This is a genomic window from Mycolicibacter heraklionensis, assembly GCF_019645815.1.
In the GTDB taxonomy this organism is placed as follows: Bacteria; Actinomycetota; Actinomycetes; order Mycobacteriales; family Mycobacteriaceae; genus Mycobacterium; species Mycobacterium heraklionense.
Genome location: NZ_CP080997.1, coordinates 85,521 through 101,042, shown reverse-complemented (window position 1 = coordinate 101,042; position 15,522 = coordinate 85,521). Strand labels below are relative to the sequence as shown.

Genomic DNA, 15,522 nt, shown 5'->3' with positions numbered 1-15,522 from the left:
AGCCCGCCGGCATTACGCCAAGTACCGACTCCCGGCTGAGCGCGCGATGGGGGTAGATTCCCGACTCGCGAGCAAGGTCAGCTACCTATGCCGTGACGGTGAATCCGCAGGTGGCAGTGATCAGCCCGGCAGAGCTAGCTAACAGCTCCGACCCGTCGTGAGCCTACCCCCGCCTCGGGTCCAACATCGTAGACAAATGTAGACAATTCGCTGGTACGCTGACTTCGTGAAGTCGATTTCCGTTGGTGAACTGCGCCAGAACCCTGCTTCGATGATCGCCGACCTCGAAGGGGGCGAGCCGTACGCGCTGACCCGTCACAACCGCCGGATCGGCACAATCGTTCCCGCTGTCTCGTCGGCGGCCCTTATTCCCCGGAAGGCTGGCGGGCCCGCACGTACCGGCACGATCGCCCGGCATGACCTCACCACGGCATCGACAATCGATGAACTTCTCGACGAAGAAAAGGGCTCGTGGTGATATACCACTATCTCGACAGCTCTGTCGCAGTACGCATCATGCTCGGCCATTCGGCGTCAGCGGCCCAATGGTTCGACAGCACGACCGGTAGAGACGATGAGCGCGTCGTCTCCTCACGCATCCTCCGCACCGAGATCACTCGCGTGTTGCGGCGGGAGAGCTTGCCGGTAGCCGATCGCGACCAGATTCTGGACTATGTCGACACGATCCCGCTCGACCACGCCGTATTGCAGGAAGCGGAAGCAATCATCCCTCACCTTCGCACGCTTGATGCCATTCATCTCGCGTCGGCGTTGCGCTCCGGCCTCGATGATCTTGTGATCACCACGCATGACGGGGCTATGAAGTCCGTGGCTGTGGCACTTGGGTTCCGGATCGCCGATCCGGTGGAATGACGCCCTCCACCCCGACGCCCCGTGGTGCTACACGCCCAGCGGTGACTCGACCCGGATCGTCTCGTCGCGGATCAACCCGCGCAGCAGTGCCGTGCTGAACTCCGCGGCGATCTCCTTGGCGCTGCGCCGACCGCTGGGCCGCAACCAGCGGTAGGCCCCCAATGTCATACCGATGTAGCCGAGCGCCAGCACGTGCGAATCGCACGGGTAAAACTCGCCGCTGGCGATACCGCGGTCGATCAGGCCATGCACGTGTTCGTAGACCTGGGCTTCCTTCTCCCGGACCTCGGCGACCTGCTCCTCGGTAAACCACTCGGTGATGTAGGGCTGCTCCTGGAAGTAGACCGCCGCGCCCTCGGGATTGACCGCGATCTGGTCGAGCAGACGCACGGTGTACTGGTACAACGCCTCGCGTGCGGTCCACGACGGGTCGTCGTGGACAGCCGCCAGCGTCCGTTCCGCGGCCTGCTGGTAAATGTCATAGAGGATCAATGACTTGCTGGCGTAGTAGTGGTAGACCGTCGCCTTGTTCAGCCCCACCACGTCGGCGACATCGTCCATGCGGGTGCCGTGGTAGCCGCGGGCGGCGAACAACTTGGTAGCGACCGCGAGCAACTCCTCGCGACGAGACGGGCTCTGGGACGATCCCCCCGGCGTAGCCTTGCCGTTTGCCATGTCCCTCACTCTTCGGCCAGGCCGGTGTCATCGGCGTGTCAATCAACTGGTTGGAAGGATTCTAGGCAGTCCGCTGTTACGGCGTTGACGGGCCGACTAAACTGGTGGAAATCCAAACTAAGGGGTTGACGACATGGGTCCTGGTTACGGTTACGATCCGAATCCGGATTACGAGCTGAGCGACGAGGCCGAGTTCTTCTTCAAGTACCTCACGTGGGGCCTTCGTGGCGTCGACGGTGGCGGCGGCTACCCCCCGCAGAACTACCCGCCGATCTAAACGGCCACAACGAACCTCGCTGGCGACCCCTGATTCACGCGGATCAGGGGTCGTTTCACGTCTGATCCGCAGCGCTGCCAGCGTGGTGTCCTATCGTGGCCGAGTGACCTCCCAGCCGAATCTGCCCGGGGCGTGGAATTTTCGCGATGTTTCGCAGACCACCGGCGCGCTGCTCCCGGGCCGCTTGTTCCGGTCCAGCGAACTGAGTCGCCTCGAGGAACAGGGCCGCGAAGAACTGCGGCGGCTCGGGGTCGCTGACGTGGCCGACCTGCGATCTCCGCGCGAAGTCACCCGCCGGGGCCCGGGGCTGGTGCCCGACGGTGTCGGCATCCACCTGCTGCCATTCCCGGATCTGGCCGGTGACCAATCACCGGACAGCTCGGCTCCGCACGAGGATGCGTTCCGCAACATGATGGCCGAGAAGCCCGACGAGGATTCCGCCGCCGATGTCGCCGCCCGCTACATGCTCGAGGAGTACGAACGCTTCCCCACGCTCGCCGGATCCCGCCGGGCGGTGCAGCGGGTGGTGTCGCTGCTGGCAGAAGGCCGGCCGGTGCTGACCCACTGCTTCGCCGGTAAGGACCGCACCGGCTTCGTCGTCGCGGTGGTGCTGCGGGCGGCCGGGGTGGACCGCGATGCCGTCATCGCGGACTATCTGCGCAGCAACGCCGCGGTGCCGGTGTTGCGTGACCGGATCATGGAGATGATCCGGTCACGGCCCGAGGCGGAGATCACCCCTGAGGTGCTGACCTTCACCGAAGCGCGCCTCTCCGACGAGGTGCTCGGTGTGCGCGCTGACTACCTGGATGCCGCCGAACGCTCGATCGAGGAGAACTTCGGCTCCCTCGACGGCTTCCTGCGGGCCTCCGGAGTCACCGACGCCGACCGAGACGGGCTGCGCGGCGCGCTGCTCGGCTAGGAGCAGCGCGCCACGTCCCGAATCCGGCCGGCCGCTACAGCGAGAAGCTGGCCGACTTGGCCGCCGAAAGGTCGGTGATCGTCGACCACTGCGCCGCGATCTCCTCGACCGACGGCGGGTTCTCAAAGGTGGCGCCGGCGTTCTCGAACAGCGCCGTCCGCTGCACCTTGCCGCCGCCGGCGATGAACACCGAGCCGGTCTCGGCGACCTCTTCGGTGCACAGGTAGGCGACCACCGGTGCGACGTATTCGGGCTTCAGCTTGGCCAGCACCTCCGGCGGCAGGATGTCCTCGGTCATCCGGGTCGCCGCGATGGGGGCGATCGCGTTGGCCTTGATGTTGTACTTGGCGCCCTCGATGGCCAGCGTGTTGATCATGCCGACCAGGCCGAGCTTGGCCGCGCCGTAGTTGGCCTGCCCGAAGTTGCCGAACAGCCCGCTGGTGGAGGTGGCGACGACCACGCGGCCGTAGCTCTGCTCACGGAAGTGCGGCCACGCCGCCCGCACCACGTTGTAGCCGCCGTAGAGGTGCACCTGCAGCACCGCGTCCCAGTTCTCCGACGTCATCTTGTGGAAGGTGCCGTCGCGCAGGATGCCGGCGTTGCTGACCACGCCGTCGACCTTCCCGAACTCGTCGATCGCAGTCTTTATGATGTTGGCCGCGCCATCGGCGTCGGCGACGCTGTCGTAGTTGGCGACGGCCCGGCCGCCGGCCTCCTTGATCTCAGCGACGACGTGGTCGGCCATGTTGTGCCCGGCGCCGGTGCCGTCGCGGGCACCCCCGAGATCGTTGACCACCACGCAGGCCCCTTCGCGGGCCAAGGTCAGGGCGTATTCGCGGCCCAACCCACCACCGGCTCCGGTGACGACGACAACACGATCCTGCACTCCGGACATCAGTTTCCTTCCTCGATTCGATCCAGGCCTTCTCTGTATACGGGGGATGAATCGAGTCCGCTATGTCGGGTCGGGTATGCGGGTCAGGTACGCACCGCGGTGACGAACTCGGAGAACGCGTCCGCGTCGTCCGTCACCGACACGTTCACCCAGCGGTTAAGCCGGCGCATCTCCGCGGTGGAGGGTTGAGAGGCGGCCCGCCAACCGTGCTCGTCGAGCCATCCCCTAACCGGCGCGCGGTCCTCGTCGGAATAGATCAGATCCTGGATGTCCACGCTCTGCGTCAGGCCCATCGTCTCCGCGATCTTCTTGAACCGCTCCGACATCTGCTGGCGCCGCTCGTCGCTGCGGTGGTTGCCCGCGGTCTCCGCAGCAATCCGGCTGCCCGGAGCACTGAGCGCGGTGATCTGGTCGAACAGCCGGTCCTGCCCGTCGGCCGGCAGGTACATCAGCAGTCCCTCGGCCAACCATGCGGTCGGGGCCGCGGGGTCGAAACCGGCGGCGGTCAACGCGGCCGGCCAGTCCTGTCGCAGGTCAATGGCCACCGCGCGGCGCTCTGCCGCCGGCGTCACATTGTTGGCCGCCAGGGTCTGCTCCTTGTAGGCCAAGACCTTTGGCTGGTCGATCTCATAGACGACGGTGCCGGCCGGCCAGTCCAGCCGGTAGGCCCGAGAGTCCAGTCCGGATGCCAGGATCACCACCTGGCGGATACCGGCTGCGACCGCGTCGGCGAAGAAGGCGTCGAAGAAGTGGGTGCGGACCGCCTGGTAGTTGCGCATGTGGTGGTACACCGCGGCCACCTCGGCGTCGATGGCCTCCACCTTGTCGACCAACGTGTCGTCGAGCAGCATCTCCCAGATCCCGGTGCCGGCACCGGCGACCAAAAGCTCGGCGTACGGGTCGTTGATCAGCGGATCGGCGCCGGCGGTCTCGGACGCGCGGGCAGCGGCTACCATTACCGCCGTCGAGCCGACACTGGTGGCGATATCCCAGGTGTCGTCGTGGGTACGGAGTGCGCTCATCGGGTTACCTCGTTTGGTCGCGGCCGGTATCGCACGCAATCCTACCGATGAAAGTTAGCCGGGCTATTAACTTTTTCCGTCGGCTGGCTGACGCAACTGCCAGAGTTCCTGGGTCAACAGCGCCTGCAGCGTGGCGACCACCCCCGCCGAGGTCGCCTGATTACCCACCAGCGAGACATAGAACGCGACTCCCCACCACACGGCCAGCAGCATCTCGGTCAGCTCACCGATCCCGGAGTTCGTGACCAGCTCTCCCCGGTCGACGGCGTCGGTGAGCGCTTCGGCCAGAAACGCCCGGGGCGGGCCTTGGATGTCGCCGACCAATGACTTCAACACCGGGTCGCGCTGGGCATCTACCACCGCGGTGACCGCAAACGCCGCCACCGTGCGGTCTTCTTCGCCGAGCTGAGCGAACGAGACAATGATGGAGGAAAGCTGTCCGATCAGGGTGGACTCGGTGCGCGCCTGTTCGACGGCGCGCTCAAACAGGGTCGCAGCCTGCGTAAGAACCGCCTGATAGAGCAGTTGCTTGCTAGGAAAATAGTGGTTGATCGCCGGGCGGGTCAGCTGTGCCCGCTCCGCCACCGCCTGGAACGTCGTTGCGTGGTAGCCGAATTCGCCGAACAACCCGCTGGCGGCCGTGACGATGCGCTCTCTGGTCACGCCAGACCGCGCCCCGCGGGGGCGCCCCACCCTGCGAAATGCCGCATCCCGCACTGGACAAGTGTGGCACGGCACAGCCTCGGACCCGAGAAAAACCGTAATTACCAAGATTCACTTAAGACTCAGCCGCGCTGTATGCCAACTGCGTCCAGCGAACTAAAGTCGACTTATGGGTGCGGTTCTCTCTCGTCAGGCGTACTTCGAGACAGGTCTCGAAGTGCTGTCCGAATTGGGCTACGGCGGCCTCAAGCTCGCCGAAGTGTGCAACCGGCTCGGGGTGACCACGGGGTCGTTTTATCACTACTTCACCAGCTGGCCGGTTTACACCCGTGACCTGGTTCAACACTGGCTGGACGTCCGCACGCTCCAGCACGTGGAGTTCCTACGTGCGATACCCGACCCGCGGCAGCGCCTCGACAGCCTGATCCAGATCGGCCTGACTCTCCCCCACGGGGCCGAAGCCTCCATCCGCTCCTGGAGCTCGGCGGACCCGCGTGTGCATGCCGTGCAGGCCGAGGTGGATCAGCAACGCTTCGACGTTCTCTTCGAGTCGGCGCTGGAAGTCCTCCATGACAAGCGTCAGGCGCAACTGTTCGCAAACTGGGCGATCTATCTGCTGATCGGTTACGAGCAAGCCCTGTTGCCGCGCGACACCTCCACATTCGAGTGGATCGCCGCACAGTTGCTCGATGCACTCGACTCCGGAAGGTTTGCCACGGCGACCGACGCCCCGCCCGGCAAGCCGTCTACAGCGAGCTGATCCGCTGCAGGGCCAGTCGCGGCCCGCGTCGTTTGCTGACGGCGAGCCCGCTTTCGATCAGCAACCGCACCACCCGGTGCCGGTGCGGCCGCATCGGCTCGAGCAGTTCGACCATGGCTGCGTCGGTGAACGGCTCGTCGAGCGGCAGACCGAGCAGCGTGCGGCCGATCATCGTCGCAAGGTGATAGTCGCCCACCGACAACGCATCGGCATCACCGAAGGCGCGCTGCGCTGTTTCGGCGGCGGTCCACTCGCCGACGCCGGGCAGCGACATCAGTGCCGCCCGGGACTCGGCGGCCGGGCGGGCCACCAGCCGCTCCAGGGCAGCCGCCCGCCCCGCGCAACCGACGATGGTGCGGGCCCGTCCGCCATCAACGTTGGCGCGATGGAACTTCCATGACGGGATGGTCCGCCAGGTCTGCGCCGACGGCGGCACCCGCATTCGCGACGGCGCCGGGCCGGGAGCCGGCGAGCCGAACTCGGTGACCAGCAGCCGCCAGGCCCGAAAGGCGTCGGCTCCCGGCACCCGCTGCTCGAGCACGGCCGGGACGAGCGCCTCGAGCACCCGGCCGGTTCGACCCAACCGCAGGTGCGGCACGCGCCGATACGCGGCGGCCACCGTCGGGTCGGTGGGCGCGAAGTCGGCCGCGTCGTCGTGGACGCCCAACAAGCCCGGTGCGCCGTCAAGGAACTCCGCGGCCCCGGCACCCCAGGCCGCGCAGTCCACCGCATCGGGCGCCACCTGGATGATGCACGCCGTCACCGGCCCGCTGGGCATCAAGCTGGTTCGCCAAATGGCACCGTCAACGAATTGCAGGCAGGGGTCGCCCGGCCCGCGGCGCAGCGGGGCCAGCGTCAGCGCGGGGCTGGCCGGGCCGGGAAAAGCGACGGTACGACGAAGCGAATTACTGATGACGCGATCATAAGGATCTCCCGTCCTCGTTGACCGCTCCGCGCCGCGCGGCCACGATGGACAAATGGCCACCCCGTTCGACGATCCGCAGGCGGAATTGGCGTGGATGTTTCTCCAAGGCATCTGCGGCGACGACGACCTGGACGATATTTTTGCGCTGGTCAGCGACGACTTCACCTGGTGGAGCATCCTGACCCGCCAGGCCATCGACAAGGACGAGCTGCGCTTGGAAGTCGAACAGCGGCGACTCGGCCTGCGGATCAACCTGGAGCTGGTCCGGTGCATCAACGAACACGAGACCGTGGTGATCGAAGCGCTGGGCGACTGTCACGCCGCCGACGGCTCGCACTACGACAGTCCGCTGGCGTACATCGTCGACACCCAGGACGGACGGATCGTCTCAGTGCGCGAGTACACCGACACCCGGTTCGCCGGGCAATTGCTGGGCCTGTAGAAGGGCTGGTAAGCCTCAGCCTCCGGCAATGCTGATGTCGGCCTTGTCGGGGTAGAAAGCAACGTGCCCGGCGATCGGCGCAACGGCGGGAAATGGCTGCTCGTAGGTCCAGATCGCGTCGGCGACGCATCGGCCGGCCGCGGTGGTGACATGAAAGTAGGCGGCGTCGCCCTTGAACGGACAGTAGCTGGTGGTCTGTGTGCGGGTCAGCAGATCGGTCTTCACATCAGCCAGCGGAATGTACTGCACCGCAGGATGATTCGATTCCTGCAGCGTCAGTGCGTTGGCAGTGTCGGCGATGATCTCGCCGCCGATCCGTACCGTGACCTGGCGCCCGGTCGGGGTCACGGTGATCGGGTAGTCGGCAGTCGGGGTGTGAATCGGGCGTCTGCCTGAATGGCCGTGTGTCATGCCGGGGTACCTCGCTTCTTGGCGTCACGCAGTTTCATCCAGAAACGCGCCGCCTCCCGGATCGATTCCTCAACCGGTCGTGGTTGCCAGCCGAGCTCGCGTACCGCCTTGCTGTGATCGACCGGGGCTTCGGCGCGCATCATCCGCACCGACTTCAAGCTCAGCTCGGCGTCCTTTCCGGTCAGGCTCGCCCGCATGCTGCCCAATGCCCCCAGCGCATACAGCGCCGGCACCGAGATCGAACGCGACGGCGCGGGCACACCTGCTTCGTCGGCCGCGATCTTGACCACGTCCTGCAGCTGGATCAGCCGCTCGGAAATCAAGTAGCGCTGGCCGTTGCGTCCACGCTCGGCGGCCAGGATCATCGCGCGGGCGGCGTCGTCCACCCCGACCACCTCCAGCTCGATCCCTCGCATCAGGAACGGCAGTTTGCCCAACACCGCCCCGGCGATGAAAGCTCCGTGCGGGGTCCGGCCCCAGTCGCCGTCGCCGTAGGTGGTGGACACACACATCGCGACGGCAGGCAGGCCGGATTCGGCGGCACTGCGCAGCACCAGCTCTTCGGCCTGTACCCGGGACTGGACGTAGGGCGTGAGTCCGCGCGGGTTGATGATGTCGTCCTCGGTGGCGACGTGACCGCGGCGCCGGCCCACCGTGGCGTAGCTGCTGGTGAACACGAAGCGGTGCAGGTCGGCGTCTTTGGCAACTGCCAGGACATTGCGCGTGCCCTCGACGTTGGTGTGGAACAACGGGCTCGGGTCGCGCAGCCAGGCGCGGGTGTCCACGACGCAGTAGTAGACGTCGTCGCAGCCCGCCATCGCCTCGGCCAGGGTGGCGGAGTCGAAGATGTCGCCGTGGAACCGAGTGACGTCGAGATGGTCGATGGCGATGGTGTTGGCGCTCGGGCGCACCATCACCCGCACGTCTTCGCCGGCGTCGACGAGCTGGCGGGTGACGTGCGACCCCAGGAACCCGTTGGCCCCGATGACAAGCTTGGGCTTGCCGCTCACGCGTTGCCTCCGAACTGCTGCATCCAGGCCGCCGCTTCGTCGTCGAGGGTGCCGAGTTCCTGGGCTTTGCGGCACCATTTCATGGTCGCGGCCACGAAGCGCAGCGGGTTGTAGATGTCCTCCTGGCGGCACCACAGACCGTCGCCGGCGTAGGTGACGATCGAGATGTTGGTGGCACTGATGATGGTGCCGTCGCCCGGGTCGCGCATGGGGTTGTCCAGTTCGCAGATGATGCGCCCGCCGTCCTCGTCGATGACCGACCACAGTGCCGGAAACTCGGTCATGTAGCTGCCCGGGAACGTCGACATGGTCTTGCGGATCCAGCTGCGCACTTCATCACGGCCGTGCATGGTGCCCATCGCGTGCTCGACGTATTCGACGTCGGGGGTGTAGTGCGCCACCCAGGCGTCCCAGTCCTTGGTCTCAGCGGCACGGGCGACGGTCTGCTCGAACACATCGAATGCGGCCGCGAGTTCCGCGCGGCTGAACTGCGGTTTCGTCATGCCAAGAACTAGAACACGTTCTAGCGAGGTTGTCGAGGGTCCGCGCCCAGAATCGAATCTGGGTTTATATTCGAGACAGTGCTACGGTGACGCCGTCGGCCCGCCGCGGGCCGTGAGGAGGTTCGGTAGCCCGTGACGTCCCCCAAGCCCGCCGTCGGCCTGCACCACGCGGCCTACGCCTGCGCCGACCTGGAAGCCACCAACCACTTCTACGAAGACCTGCTGGGCCTGCCGCTGGTGCACACCGAAGTCGAGCACCTGCAAGAAGGCTTCTTCCGGCATGTGTTCTACGACCTCGGCGACGGCTCGTGCATCGCGTTCTTCGACCTGCACGGCGTCGGGGAGAAGCCCGACTGGTCCAGCTCGTTGTCACGTCCGAACGGACTGCCGGTGTGGGTGAACCACTTCGCCTTCCGGGCCACCGAGGAGAAGCAGAACGAAGTCCGGGCGCGGATGGACGCCGCCGGCATCAAGCCGCTGATGGACGTCGACCACGGCTGGTGCCACTCGCTGTACTACCTGGACCCCAACGGCATCATGATCGAGCTCTGCCGCGACACCCCCGGGTTCGAACCCGACCCGGAGCAGGCACACAAGTTGCTGAACAGCACCGAGCGAGCCGCTGACCCCAAGGTGGTCACGTCGAAGACGACCACCACCCAGCTCGGCTGAGCCGGGCACTCATGGGTCTCGATTCCCTGACGTCGCTGACGGTCACCCAGGACGGACCGGTGGCCCGGGTAGGTATCAGCCACGGCGAGATCAACCTGATGGACGCCACCATGATGGGCGACCTGTGGCGACTGGTGAAGTGGCTGCGCTCGCCCGCCGGCCGAGACGTCCGGGTGGTGGTGCTGGAAAGCGCCAACCCCGACTTCTTCATCGCCCACGTGGACCTGGCGCTGCTGGCCGCCTCGGTCGAGAACACCGAGGCTGCCGTCGGCTCCTTTCAGGACCTGGTCGGCGCCTTCCGGGCACTGGACCAGGTCACCATCGGGGTGGTCGCCGGGCGGGTCGCCGGCGGTGGGATGGAGCTGCTGGTCAACCTCGATCTGCGGTTTGCGGTCACCGGCCGGGCGGTGTTCAACCAGGTCGAGACCGGAATCGGGGTCATCCCGGCCGGTTCAGGTCCGCAGCACCTGCTTCACCTGCTGGGGCGGGGCCGGGCACTGGAGGTCATCCTCGGTCACGACGACCTCGATGCCGGCCTCGCCGAACGCTACGGGCTGGTCAACCGGGCGTTGGCCCCCGACGACGTCGGCCCCTTCCTGGACCGGCTGGTGAAGCGCATCGCCACGGTGCCGCTGGCCGACATCGCCGATGTCAAGGCCACCCTGGCCGCCCCGGACGTCGCCGCGGGACTGGCCGTCGAGCGTTCGGCGTTCGCCCAGATGCTGGGCCGCGGCACAGCGCTGCCCAAGATGCAACGCTTCCTGGCCGCAGGCGGCCAGACGCCCCAGGGAGAACGCCGACTGGCCGACCTGATGGCCGACCTGGACCGGACGGAACCGGTATGACGTCCGCGGACGGCGGGGCCGCGGAGGGGTCGGCCACCCGCCCCACCGTCCGGGGCCGCGACACCCAGGCTCGCCTGGAGCAGGCCGGCCGTGAGGTGATCGCCCGCAAGGGCTTCTTCAAGACGACGATCACCGACATCACCTCGGCCGCCAGACGCTCGCCGGCGTCGTTCTACCACTACTTCGAATCCAAGGAGGACCTGCTGGCGTCGCTGGCCGAGGACTTCCGGGCCTCGGCTAAAAGCCGTGCGGTACAGGCCTTGCACCCGGGCCAGGATCTGCGGGAGATCATCGAGGAATCGGTGCGGGCGCACTGGGAGACCTACCGCGAACATCTCGGGGTCATGGTCGGGGTGTTCCAGCTGGCGATGATCAACGACGAGTTCGCCCAGCGCTGGCGGGACATGTGCGCCGACGCGATCGACTGGGTGGCGCAGACGGTGCGGATGGCGCAGCGCAAGGGCTACGCGCCCGACGCAGACCCGGAACTGGTCGGCTCCGCCATCGTCGCCATGCTCAACCACTTCACCTATGTCTGGCTGGTGGCAGGCGGCGACGTCGCGGGCCGCGAACTGGACGAAGAAGCAGCAATCAAGACGCTCACCGACACCTGGTATCGCTCGGTGAGCTGGCGCAATCAGGGTTCATGACCAAAGGAGTAATGCAGTGGCGGTAACCCGCGAATTCGTTTCGCTCACTTCGGCATCGGCGGGTGTGAACCCCGCCGGCTATCACCCGGCCCAGGGGCTGTACTGGACCCCGGCCGGCGTCAAGCCGAAGGTGGCGGTGATCGCCAGCCACTACAACGTGGACTTCGCCGAGCACTACCTGGCGCCGCTCATGGCCGAACGCGGCTACGGCTTCTTGGGTTGGAACACCCGGTATCGCAGCGGCGAGTCGCTGTTCCTGCTCGAGCACGCACTGCTCGATATCGCGGCCGGGGTGCAGTGGCTGCGCGAACAGGCCGGCGTCGAGACGATCGTCCTGCTCGGCAACTCCGGCGGTGGCTCGTTGATGGCCGCCTACCAGTCGCAGTCTGTGGACCCGCACATCACCGCCGTCGGCGGCGGCCCGGTGCCCGACGCGTGCAACGCACTGCCGCCCGGCGACCTGTACGTGTCCACCCAGGCACACGCCGGGCGCCCGGAGGTGCTGACCGCGTGGATCGACCCGTCGGTGACCGACGAGACCGACCCGCTGTCCTGCGACCCGTCGCTGGACATGTACGCCGAGCAGAACGCGCCGCCCTACACCCCGGAATTCATCGCCCGCTACCGCCAGGCCCAGCGCGACCGCAATGACCGGATCACCGCGTGGGCGCAGGCGGAACTGAAGCGACTGAAGGCCGGCGGCACCTACGACCGCTCCTTCTCGGTGCATCGAGTGTGGGCGGACCCGCGCTACCTGGACCCCTCGCTCGACCCGTCGGACCGCCCGCTCAACCAGTGCTACCTCGGTGACCCGCGACGGGCCAACCGCGCGCCGTACAACATCGCCGCGCACTGCACACTGCGGACCTGGCTGTCCATGTGGAGCCTGCAGACGTCGTTCTGCCAGGGCGCCCCGCACCTGGGCCGGATCACGTTGCCCTCGTTGGTGATCCAGGGCACCGCGGACACCGGTGTCTTCCCCAGCGATGCTCACCACATCCACGACTCGCTGGCCAGCACCGACAAGCAGCTCCATTTCATCGCCGGCGACCACTATCTGGAGCAGCCGACGGACAGCCGCACGGTCTGCGCGGATCTGGTGGCGTCCTGGATCGCTGAACGCACCTGATGGGCGCGCTCGACTTCGATTTCCGCGACCCGGAGCTGCACGTCGATCCCCTGGCGTATCAGCGCCGGTTCGCCGAAGCCGAACCGGTGCACCGCAGCAGCCAGGGGCTGTGGGTGCTGACCCGCTACGCCGACGTGCTGGCGATGCTGCGTGACGAGCGGGCCAGCACCGACCGGCGAAACCTGTACCGCAGCAAGCTCGATCCGGGCCGCCCGTACCTGACCCACGTGGAACACAACCTGTTCTACCGGTCCGGTGACGACCACCGCCGGCTGCGGGCCCCGCTGTCCCGGGCGTTCACGCCGCGGGCGCTGGCCTCGTTCGAAGCCGAAGTCGCCGCCCGTGCCCGGTCTTTGGCGGCCGGGCTGGACCCGGGAGGCTTCGACCTGGTGGCCGAGTTCGCCAAGCCGTTGCCGCTGGGGGCCATCGCCACCCTGCTGGGGGTGCCCGACAGCGAACTGGACAACCTGGCGACCTGGTCGATGGCGCTGATCGCGGCCCTGGAGCCGGCGGCGCCTCGCACCGTGTTCGCTGCCGCGGACGACGCCGCCGCCGGGATGAAGGCTCTGCTCGCCGATCTGCTGGAGCTGCGCCGCGCCGATCCCGGCCACGACCTGCTGTCCGTGGTGGCCACCAGCGGACTGCCACTGTCCGACGACGAGCTGCTGCACAACGCCATCTTCTTGCTGTCGGCCGGCCACGACACCACCACGGCCGTGCTGACCGGCGCGGCCGCGCTGCTGATCGAGCAGAGCGAGCAACGCGGCCTGTTGGCCGACTCCCCGCAAGCCGTCGACGAACTGGTCCGGATGATCAGCCCGGCCCTGATGATCTCCCGGGTGGCCAGCGCGCCGATCGAGATCGGCGACACCGTGATCGACACCGGCGCCCCCATCCTGCTCGGGCTGGCGGCCGCCAACCGCGACCCGGCGGTGTTTCCCGACCCCGACCGGCTCGACCTGGCCCGGTCGCAGACCGGCCATCTGGGATTCGGGTTCGGTCCGCATGTCTGCCTGGGCGCCCCGCTGGCCCGGATGCAGATCCGGTTGGGCCTGCTCGCCCTGTTCGACCGATTCCCCGAGTTGACGGCACAGGCGCCGCCGCACCGCGAGCCCAGCGCGGTGTTGACCAGCTACCGTTCCTATCCGCTGGCGGGTCACGGATAGCTGCGGATAATCGGGGCATGACCAATTACCAGAGAGCGATCCTGGCCGGCGGCTGCTTCTGGGGCATGCAGGACCTGATCCGCAAGCAGCCCGGCGTGGTGAGCACCCGGGTCGGCTACACCGGCGACCCCAATGTCCCGAACGCCACCTACCGCAACCACGGCACTCACGCCGAGGCCATCGAGATCACCTACGACCCCGCGGCGACCGACTACCGCAGCCTGCTGGAGTTCTTCTTCGCCATCCACGACCCGACCACGCGTAACCGGCAGGGCAACGACGTCGGGACCAGTTACCGCTCGGCGATCTTCTACCTCGACGACGAGCAGCGCCAGATCGCGCTGGACACCATCGCCGACGTGGAGGCCTCCGGCCGCTGGCCGGGCAAGGTGGTGACCGAGGTCAGCCCCGCCGGCGACTTCTGGGAAGCCGAACCCGAGCACCAGGACTACCTGGAGCGGTTCCCGGGCGGCTACACCTGTCACTACATCCGGCCGGATTGGCAGCTGCAGCGCCGCGCCGACTCCAACCGGTAGCGACGCCATCATGCGGGCGGTCAAACTGGTCTCCCCCGGGACGCTGCGCCTCGAGGAGGTCGACGTCGGTGATCCCGGGCCGGGCGAGGTCCGGGTCAAGATCGCCGGCGCGGGCCTGTGCCATTCGGATCTCCATGTCCTGGAGCTCGGTGACCGGTGGCCGGTATTCGGCGGCACCATCGGCCATGAGGGCGCAGGCTGGGTCGACGCGGTCGGCCCGGGGGTGCAGGGCTTCTCCGGCGGCGAGTCCGTCATCGTGGCACTGGTGTGGGGGTGCGGGCACTGCCGTGCCTGCATCGAAGGCCGCGAGAACGCCTGCCAGGTCAATGGCAGCCGGACCGCGTTCCCGACGACGCCGGGCCTTGGCCCGGACGGGGCGATGGCCGAGTACATGCTGGTGCAGGCGCAGTACCTTGAGCGAATCGGCGATTTGGATCCGGTCACCTCCGCCCCGCTGGCCGACGCGGGCGTCACACCGATGCACGCCATCAATTCGACACGCCATCGTCTCAACGCAGGCGCCACCGTTGTCGTCGTCGGGATCGGTGGCCTGGGACATCTCGGGCTGCAGATCCTCAAGTCCACCACCGGCGCCCGAATCATCGCCCTCGACAACGATCCGGTGAAGCTGCGTGCCGCCGAAGAACTCGGCGCCGACCTGGTGTTGCCGGGTGATCCCGCTGCCGCGCAACAGGTTCTCGACCAGACCAGCGGATACGGCGCCGACGTCATCATCGACTTCGTCGGTGCGCAATCGACCGTCGATTTCGCGACCCGCGCCGTCGCCCCGGAGGGCCTGATCCAGTTCGTCGGGCTCGGAGGTGGTCGAATGACGTTCGCGGCCGACGTGGACGGTGAGTCGCTGCCGTGGGGCGTCTGCGTGCAACGTTCCTACGCCGGCACCCGGACGGACCTGCTGCAGGTCATCGCGCTCGCCCAACAGGGCAAGCTGCACGTCGAGACGGTGACCTATCCCCTGACGGACTTCCAGCGAGCCTTCGACGACCTCTCGGCCGGAACATTCGTCGGCCGCGCCGTCCTGGTGCCGTAACTCACTGCTGCTCAGGGTCGTTCGCCCGGCTCCCGCAGAAGGGTGACGATGACTGGAGCCAGCTCCGCGGCGTTCTGCACGATATCGATGTGACCGCC

Annotated in this window: 20 protein-coding genes and 1 pseudogene; 13 read left to right on the top strand and 8 right to left on the bottom strand. The window is 67.2% G+C overall.

The genetic code is table 11. The annotated features are described in order from the left end of the window. Positions 1-205 precede the first annotated feature (205 nt). Together K3U94_RS00505 and K3U94_RS00500 are read left to right on the top strand one after the other, a co-directional pair. A pseudogene (locus K3U94_RS00505) lies at positions 206-382 on the top strand (type II toxin-antitoxin system Phd/YefM family antitoxin); the annotation flags it as partial. An 89-nt stretch (positions 383-471) separates the two neighbouring features. After that, positions 472-873 (top strand): type II toxin-antitoxin system VapC family toxin, encoded by a 402-nt coding sequence (locus tag K3U94_RS00500; RefSeq protein WP_052956954.1) that lies wholly within the window; start codon positions 472-474, stop codon positions 871-873. Positions 874-900: 27 nt separating this feature from the next. Here the strand turns inward: K3U94_RS00500 and K3U94_RS00495 are convergent, their stop codons facing one another. Next, positions 901-1,548 (bottom strand): TetR/AcrR family transcriptional regulator, encoded by a 648-nt coding sequence (locus K3U94_RS00495; protein WP_047320342.1) that lies wholly within the window; start codon positions 1,546-1,548, stop codon positions 901-903. Between the two features lie 133 nt (positions 1,549-1,681). Between K3U94_RS00495 and K3U94_RS00490 the strand changes: the two genes are divergently transcribed. Next, positions 1,682-1,825, top strand: a complete 144-nt coding sequence (locus tag K3U94_RS00490; protein WP_095173665.1) for a hypothetical protein — start codon at positions 1,682-1,684, stop codon at positions 1,823-1,825. 103 nt (positions 1,826-1,928) lie between these two features. Beyond that, positions 1,929-2,744: a tyrosine-protein phosphatase gene (locus tag K3U94_RS00485; RefSeq protein ID WP_220695259.1), complete on the top strand. Its 816-nt coding sequence runs from the start codon at positions 1,929-1,931 to the stop codon at positions 2,742-2,744. Between the two features lie 34 nt (positions 2,745-2,778). On the opposite strand, the gene K3U94_RS00480 is transcribed toward K3U94_RS00485, so the two are convergent. The 3 genes from K3U94_RS00480 to K3U94_RS00470 form a co-directional block, all read right to left on the bottom strand. Next, positions 2,779-3,639, bottom strand: a complete 861-nt coding sequence (locus K3U94_RS00480; RefSeq protein WP_047320341.1) for an SDR family oxidoreductase — start codon at positions 3,637-3,639, stop codon at positions 2,779-2,781. Positions 3,640-3,722: 83 nt separating this feature from the next. Then, on the bottom strand, positions 3,723-4,661 hold the full coding sequence (locus tag K3U94_RS00475; RefSeq protein ID WP_220695258.1) for a class I SAM-dependent methyltransferase: 939 nt from the start codon (positions 4,659-4,661) through the stop codon (positions 3,723-3,725). A 66-nt stretch (positions 4,662-4,727) separates the two neighbouring features. Beyond that, complete coding sequence (locus K3U94_RS00470) at positions 4,728-5,378, bottom strand: TetR/AcrR family transcriptional regulator (RefSeq protein ID WP_047320339.1); 651 nt, start codon at positions 5,376-5,378, stop codon at positions 4,728-4,730. 115 nt (positions 5,379-5,493) lie between these two features. Between K3U94_RS00470 and K3U94_RS00465 the strand changes: the two genes are divergently transcribed. After that, complete coding sequence (locus K3U94_RS00465; RefSeq protein WP_220695257.1) at positions 5,494-6,084, top strand: TetR/AcrR family transcriptional regulator; 591 nt, start codon at positions 5,494-5,496, stop codon at positions 6,082-6,084. On the opposite strand, the gene K3U94_RS00460 is transcribed toward K3U94_RS00465, so the two are convergent. Beyond that, positions 6,071-6,997: a DNA-3-methyladenine glycosylase family protein gene (locus tag K3U94_RS00460; protein WP_220696605.1), complete on the bottom strand. Its 927-nt coding sequence runs from the start codon at positions 6,995-6,997 to the stop codon at positions 6,071-6,073. The two genes, K3U94_RS00465 and K3U94_RS00460, sit on opposite strands and share 14 nt — an antisense overlap. A 64-nt stretch (positions 6,998-7,061) precedes the next feature. On the opposite strand from K3U94_RS00460, the gene K3U94_RS00455 reads away from it, so the two are divergent. Next, positions 7,062-7,451, top strand: a complete 390-nt coding sequence (locus K3U94_RS00455) for a nuclear transport factor 2 family protein (RefSeq protein WP_220695256.1) — start codon at positions 7,062-7,064, stop codon at positions 7,449-7,451. Between the two features lie 15 nt (positions 7,452-7,466). Here the strand turns inward: K3U94_RS00455 and K3U94_RS00450 are convergent, their stop codons facing one another. The 3 genes from K3U94_RS00450 to K3U94_RS00440 are packed head-to-tail and all read right to left on the bottom strand — an operon-like array spanning position 7,467 to position 9,375. Beyond that, entirely contained in the window at positions 7,467-7,862 is a 396-nt protein-coding gene (locus K3U94_RS00450) for a DUF427 domain-containing protein (RefSeq protein ID WP_220695255.1), read from the bottom strand. After that, complete coding sequence (locus tag K3U94_RS00445) at positions 7,859-8,872, bottom strand: NAD-dependent epimerase/dehydratase family protein (protein WP_230987327.1); 1,014 nt, start codon at positions 8,870-8,872, stop codon at positions 7,859-7,861. The genes K3U94_RS00450 and K3U94_RS00445 overlap by 4 nt, the downstream gene beginning before the upstream one ends. Then, positions 8,869-9,375 (bottom strand): nuclear transport factor 2 family protein, encoded by a 507-nt coding sequence (locus K3U94_RS00440; RefSeq protein WP_047320334.1) that lies wholly within the window; start codon positions 9,373-9,375, stop codon positions 8,869-8,871. Before K3U94_RS00440 ends, K3U94_RS00445 begins: the two co-directional genes overlap by 4 nt. Before the next feature lie 132 nt (positions 9,376-9,507). Here K3U94_RS00440 and K3U94_RS00435 point away from each other — a divergent pair, with 132 nt between their 5' ends. From K3U94_RS00435 to K3U94_RS00405, 7 genes are read left to right on the top strand one after another with little or no spacing between them, the layout of a single operon-like run. Further along, positions 9,508-10,047 (top strand): VOC family protein, encoded by a 540-nt coding sequence (locus K3U94_RS00435; RefSeq protein WP_220695253.1) that lies wholly within the window; start codon positions 9,508-9,510, stop codon positions 10,045-10,047. Between the two features lie 11 nt (positions 10,048-10,058). Continuing rightward, positions 10,059-10,892, top strand: coding sequence for an enoyl-CoA hydratase/isomerase family protein (locus K3U94_RS00430; RefSeq protein WP_220695252.1), 834 nt, complete (start codon positions 10,059-10,061; stop codon positions 10,890-10,892). Beyond that, the gene (locus K3U94_RS00425) at positions 10,889-11,542 is read left to right on the top strand and encodes a TetR/AcrR family transcriptional regulator (protein ID WP_047320333.1); all 654 of its coding nucleotides are present in this window, start codon (positions 10,889-10,891) and stop codon (positions 11,540-11,542) included. Before K3U94_RS00430 ends, K3U94_RS00425 begins: the two co-directional genes overlap by 4 nt. A gap of 16 nt (positions 11,543-11,558) precedes the next feature. After that, entirely contained in the window at positions 11,559-12,671 is a 1,113-nt protein-coding gene (locus K3U94_RS00420; protein WP_220695251.1) for an alpha/beta hydrolase, read from the top strand. Then, entirely contained in the window at positions 12,671-13,837 is a 1,167-nt protein-coding gene (locus K3U94_RS00415) for a cytochrome P450 (protein WP_220695250.1), read from the top strand. The genes K3U94_RS00420 and K3U94_RS00415 overlap by 1 nt, the downstream gene beginning before the upstream one ends. A gap of 17 nt (positions 13,838-13,854) precedes the next feature. Continuing rightward, positions 13,855-14,373, top strand: a complete 519-nt coding sequence (gene msrA, locus K3U94_RS00410) for a peptide-methionine (S)-S-oxide reductase MsrA (protein WP_220695249.1) — start codon at positions 13,855-13,857, stop codon at positions 14,371-14,373. A 10-nt stretch (positions 14,374-14,383) separates the two neighbouring features. Next, entirely contained in the window at positions 14,384-15,424 is a 1,041-nt protein-coding gene (locus K3U94_RS00405; RefSeq protein WP_220695248.1) for an alcohol dehydrogenase catalytic domain-containing protein, read from the top strand. The last annotated feature ends 98 nt before the right edge of the window (positions 15,425-15,522 follow it).